Origin of the sequence: Pigmentiphaga sp., assembly GCF_019689535.1 — a bacterium.
Lineage (GTDB): Bacteria > Pseudomonadota > Gammaproteobacteria > Burkholderiales > Burkholderiaceae_B > Pigmentiphaga.
In genome coordinates this window covers 1-5,310 of sequence record NZ_JADGHH010000218.1, presented here as the reverse complement: position 1 = coordinate 5,310, position 5,310 = coordinate 1, and the positions used below count along the sequence as shown (strand labels likewise).

General features: G+C 66.3%; 5 protein-coding genes. 2 read left to right on the top strand and 3 right to left on the bottom strand.

The annotated features are described in order from the left end of the window. The first annotated feature begins 291 nt into the window (after positions 1-291). Complete coding sequence (gene mscL / locus IRZ12_RS15280; RefSeq protein WP_296470151.1) at positions 292-732, top strand: large conductance mechanosensitive channel protein MscL; 441 nt, start codon at positions 292-294, stop codon at positions 730-732. Between the two features lie 100 nt (positions 733-832). Here the strand turns inward: mscL and IRZ12_RS15275 are convergent, their stop codons facing one another. Continuing rightward, on the bottom strand, positions 833-1,657 hold the full coding sequence (locus IRZ12_RS15275; protein WP_296470149.1) for a Nif3-like dinuclear metal center hexameric protein: 825 nt from the start codon (positions 1,655-1,657) through the stop codon (positions 833-835). A gap of 37 nt (positions 1,658-1,694) precedes the next feature. On the opposite strand from IRZ12_RS15275, the gene IRZ12_RS15270 reads away from it, so the two are divergent. Then, positions 1,695-2,870, top strand: coding sequence for a Do family serine endopeptidase (locus IRZ12_RS15270; protein ID WP_296470145.1), 1,176 nt, complete (start codon positions 1,695-1,697; stop codon positions 2,868-2,870). A 9-nt stretch (positions 2,871-2,879) separates the two neighbouring features. Here the strand turns inward: IRZ12_RS15270 and IRZ12_RS15265 are convergent, their stop codons facing one another. Further along, a complete protein-coding gene (locus tag IRZ12_RS15265; protein WP_296470142.1) occupies positions 2,880-3,623 on the bottom strand; it encodes an ABC transporter ATP-binding protein in 744 nt (247 codons plus the stop codon). After that, on the bottom strand, positions 3,620-5,310 hold a 1,691-nt coding region (locus IRZ12_RS15260; RefSeq protein WP_296470140.1), incomplete at its 5' end, for a branched-chain amino acid ABC transporter ATP-binding protein/permease. The genes IRZ12_RS15265 and IRZ12_RS15260, both read right to left, overlap by 4 nt.

The following is a 5,310-nucleotide window of genomic DNA, read 5'->3' as shown; positions in this document are numbered from 1 at the left end:
CCCCTACGGCACAGGTGGTTCCGACCCAAAATCGGCGGTCGGCGTCTACCACTTTGTCCTCACTCATTTAGGAAACCCTCAAGATTACTTCTTTTGTTTTAAAGCACTTGAAAGCAAACGGCGCTCTTGACAGCCGGCGCCTTATCGTAACCTTCGAGTATACCGCAATGCTTGGAGCGCCTGACAGACTTCGTAGCACATTCGCCCTGGCCGGCATCCGACAAAGCCCCGGAAAACAAAAAAATAAGAGATACTTCGCGCGCTACAAACAAAACAGGCAGGGAGGTGCCTATGAGCGTCATCAAAGAGTTTCGCGACTTCGCCATGCGCGGCAACGTCATCGATCTCGCCGTCGGCGTGATCATCGGCGGGGCCTTCGGCAAGATCGTCGATTCCGTCGTGAAAGACCTGATCATGCCCTTGGTCAATTTCTTGGTGGGTGGCCGGGTCGACTTCAGCAACAAATTCATCGTCCTGCGGGCGCCAGCCGATTACACCGGGCCACAGACCTACGACGCGCTCAGCAAGGCGGGTGCCACCCTGCTCGGCTGGGGCAACTTCCTGACCATCTTCATCAACTTCGTCCTGCTGGCCTTCGTCATCTTCTGGATGATCAAGCTGATGAACCGGGCCAAGGCCTCGTTCGAGCGCGACACGCCGCCTCCGCCCCCCGCCCCGACGCCGGAAGACATCCAGCTGCTGCGGGAGATCCGGGACCTGCTTAAGAAATAAGCAGAAAGCGCCCTGCGGCGTTCGCGTGCCGCGCGGCGCAGGCCGCGCTCGAGTGCGATGAGATCCGGGCGCATGCGGGCCGCTTCCGCGGCCCGCCCGGTCAGACCGGATTGTCGATATCGACGAAATCGACCCGGATGCCGAAGCGCTCGGCGATGGCGCGCCCCACCGCCTGGACGCCATAGCGCTCCGTGGCGTGATGGCCCGCCGCGAAAAAGGCGGTGCCGGATTCCCGGGCCAGATGGACGGTGGGCTCGGAGATCTCCCCGGTGATGTAGGTCTGGGCGCCCGCGTCGATGGCGTCCTGGAGCAGGCTTTGCGCCGCCCCGGTGCACCAGGCGACCCGGCCGACCGGCCGGGAAGGATCGCCAATCAGGAGCGGAGCCCGCCCCAGGCGCTCGGTGATGCGCGCGGCCAGCTCGCCCACGGTGGAGACGCCCGCCGCTTGGCCGAGCCAGATGAGGCGGTCCGGCCCGGCCGACTGGGCCACGCCGTCCACGAGGTGCGGGACGAGGCCCAATACTTCCGCCAGCTGCGCGTTGTTGCCCCACGTGGGGTGGGCATCCAGCGGAAGGTGGTAAGCGAACAGGTTGAGGTCATGCCCCAGCACCAAGGACAGCCTGGTGCGCCGGGTACCCCGCACGCGCGGGTCTTCGTTCTTCCAGAACCAGCCGTGATGGACCAACAGCGCGTCGGCGCCCGCATCGATCGCATGGCGGATGGCAGCCTCGGATGCCGTGACCGCGGCGATAATATGCCGCACCACCGGGCGGCCTTCCACCTGCAAGCCGTTCGGGCAGTAGTCGCGGAACTTGTCGACCTGAAGCTCGGCCGCCAGCCACGATGCGAGTTCTTCGGCGGCCACGCCGCCGGCGCCCGGGTTGGGCGTACCGGTTTGCCTTGGGGCCCGCCCGCCTGCGATCATTGTTCAATCTCCTACGCTAGGGATAAGTACTTTGCAAATGCGCCGACTATGGCTGATCTTTGCCCAGACCACGACGGTGTGCCTGGCCATTTTATTCATCGTCGCGACCTTGCGTCCCGAGTGGCTGCCCCGCCGCGGCGGGCCGGGCGCCAATAACGCCATTGTCGTGCCCTTCTTCGAAGCGACGCCCGGCCGTGCGGGTGAAGGCAGGGCGGTCGCTTCCTACGCCGCTGCCACCCAGAAGGCGGCGCCGGCAGTGGTCAATATCTTCACCAGCAAGGAAACGCCCCAGCTGCCGACCTACCCGTTCTCGGACGATCCCGTATTCCGGCACTTCTTCGGCGAACCGGACTTGAACCCCGAACCGGTATCCAGCCTCGGATCCGGCGTGATCGTCAGCCCTGAGGGCTACATCCTGACCAACAACCACGTCATCGAGGCGGCGGACGAAATCGAGGTCGCACTGGCCGACGGCCGCAAAGGCAAGGCCTCCCTGGTGGGCTCCGACCCCGAAACCGACCTCGCCGTCCTCAAGCTGGACATGCCCAACCTGCCCGCGGTGACCTTCGGCCGGGCGGAGGACTTGCAGGTCGGGGACGTGGTGCTGGCAATCGGCAACCCCTTCGGCGTGGGGCAAACCACCACCATGGGCATCGTCTCGGCACTGGGCCGTACCCACCTGGGCATCAATACGTTCGAGAACTTCATCCAGACCGATGCCGCCATCAACCCCGGCAACTCCGGCGGCGCCTTGATCGACGCGCAGGGGAACCTGGTCGGCATCAACACGGCCATCTACTCGCGCACCGGCGGGTCGCTCGGCATCGGCTTCGCCATCCCGGTGAGCACCGCGCGGCAGGTCATGGAGCAGCTCATCACTACCGGCACGGTCACGCGCGGCTACATCGGCGTAGAACCCCAAGACCTGACCGCCGAGCTGGCCGACGCCTTCAAGCTCTCGCGCAGGGAAGGCGTGATCATTGCCGGCGTGGTGCGCGGCGGCCCCGCCGCCAAGGCCGGCATCCGCACCGGGGACATCGTGATCTCGGTCGATGGCAAACCCATTGCGGACACCACGACCATGCTCAACGCCATCGCCCAACTGCCGCCCGGCCAGAAAGTGGCCATCCGGATCGTCCGTGGCGGGCAGGAAATGGAAGTCTCCGTCACGGTGGGCACGCGCCCCCGCCCGCGCCGCGATGGGCGCCCGTAGCGGCTCGCCCTAGCGCTTGCCCAGGCCGAGGTAGCTTTCGACGACGCGCGGGTCGTCCGCGAGCTGCCGGGCCGGGCCCGACAGCACGACCTGCCCGGTTTCCAGCACGTAGGCGTAGTCCGCCGTCTGCAGCGCAGCCCGGGCGTTCTGCTCCACCAGCAGGATCGCGACGCCGCGCCGCCGCAGCTCGGCGATGATGAGGAAAATCTCCTTGACGATACGCGGCGCCAGGCCCAAAGAGGGCTCGTCCAGCAGCAACAGCCGGGGCTTGGCCATTAAGGCCCGGCCCAGGGCAAGCATTTGGCGTTCCCCGCCCGACAAGGTGGCGGCCAGCTGGCGGCGACGCTCCTTGAGCCGGGGAAACAGCGCATAGACCTCCTCCATCGAGGCAGCCTGGTCGCGATGGCCGCGGCGGTAGCGCTGGAACCCGCCCAGCAAGAGGTTGTCCTCCACGCTCATTTCGCCGAACAGCTCCCGTTTTTCAGGCACGAGGTTCAGGCCGGCCGAGACCATGTGCTCGATGTCGACGCGCCGCTGCGGCTCGCCGTCGACGCGCACCGCGCCGCGGGCGGGCAGCAGTCCCATGATCGCGGATAGCAGCGTGGTCTTGCCGGCGCCGTTGGGGCCGATCACGGTCACGATGGTGCCGGCCGGCACCGTCAGGTCCACGCCATGCAGCGCCTCGACCTTGCCGTAGGAAACGGACAGGCCCGAGACTTCGAGCAATGGCGAAGATGCAGCCGGGCTGCTCATTCCACACCTCCCAGATAGGCTTCGAGCACCCGCGGATCGCGCTGTACTTCCTCGGGCAGGCCTTCGGCGATTTTTTCGCCAAACTCCATGACCACCACGCGGTCCGCCAAGCCCATGACGAAATCCATATCGTGCTCAACCAGCAGGATGGCCATGCCCTCGGCGCGCAACGCGCGCAAAGTTTCAGCCAGCGCCTGTTTCTCCAGATAACGCAGGCCCGCAGCCGGCTCATCCAGGAGCAGCAAGCACGGATCCGCACAGAGCGCCCGGGCGATTTCGAGCATGCGCTGCTTGCCCAGGGGCAGCGAACCCGCCGGCAGGTCGAGCACATCGCCCAACCCCACGCGGCGCGCCTGGCGAGCCGCCTCGGCCAGCAGGCGGGCTTCTTCACTGCGCTCCAGGTGCAGGGCGCCGCGCACCAACCCCGACAGCAACCCTTTGCGCTCGCGCAGATGAGCGCCCAGGGCGATGTTTTCGAGCACGCTCATCTGCGGCAAGAGCCGCACGTGCTGGAAGGTGCGGCCCATGCCCAGCGCGGCGATCGTCCGCGACGGCTGGCCTGTCACATCCCGGCCGCGGAAGATGACGCGTCCGGCGGTCGGATCGTCCACGCCCGATAGCAAGTTGAACATCGTGCTCTTGCCTGCGCCATTCGGTCCGATCAGGGCCAGTACTTCGCCGGCCGGAACGGAAAAACTGATGTTGTTGTTGGCGACGAGGCCGCCGAAGCGCTTGGTCAAGCCCTGGGCCTCGAGCACGATTTCGCCGTGGGCCGGCTGCGTGCGGCGCGACAGCGGCGCGGCCTGTTCGTCGATGACCCGCGCATCGCGCGCCAGCGGCAAGTAGCGGCGCGCCAGGCGAACCACGACAGGCCACAGGCCATCCGGCGCACGCTGCAGCGCAATCACCAGCAGGATGCCGAAAACGATGCTCTCGAAATTGCCCGAGGCGCCAAGCAAGGCCGGGAGCAAATCTTGCAGCCATTGCTTGAGCATGGTGACCAGGCCGGCTCCCACCAGTGCGCCCCAGACGTATCCTGCGCCGCCGATCACGGCCATGAACAAGTACTCGATGCCGATATGCAGGCCGAAGGGCGTGGGATTCACGAAACGCTGCATATGTGCGTACAGCCAGCCCGACACACAGGCAAGCAGCGCAGCGATCATGAAGATGGCGATGCGGGAGCGGGCCGTATCCACGCCCATCGACTCGGCCATCACCATGCCGCCCTTCAGGGCCCGGATGGCACGCCCTTCCCGCGAATCGAGCAGATTGCTGACCACGAGCATGGCGAGCAACAACACCGCCCAGATGAGCCAAAAGAGGTCCCGCCCCCTGGACAAATCGAGCCCGAACAGGGAAATCGAAGGCAGCCCCGACAATCCCGTATGGCCGCCGAGGAAATCCAGGGTGCCGAACAGGTAATACAGGCTAAGGCCCCAGGCGATGGTGCCCAGCGGCAGGTAGTGCCCGGACAGGCGCAACGCGATCGCGCCCAGCACCCAGGCGGCGAAGGCCGTCACGATCAACCCGGCGACGAGGCCGATCCAGGGCGATGCGCCCAGCCAGGCGAAGGCCGGCGGAAGCGTGGCGATGGACAGCCAGGCGCTGGTATAGGCGCCCAGCCCCACGAACGCCGCCTGCCCGAACGAGGTCAGCCCGCCGACCCCCGTGAGCAGCACCAGCC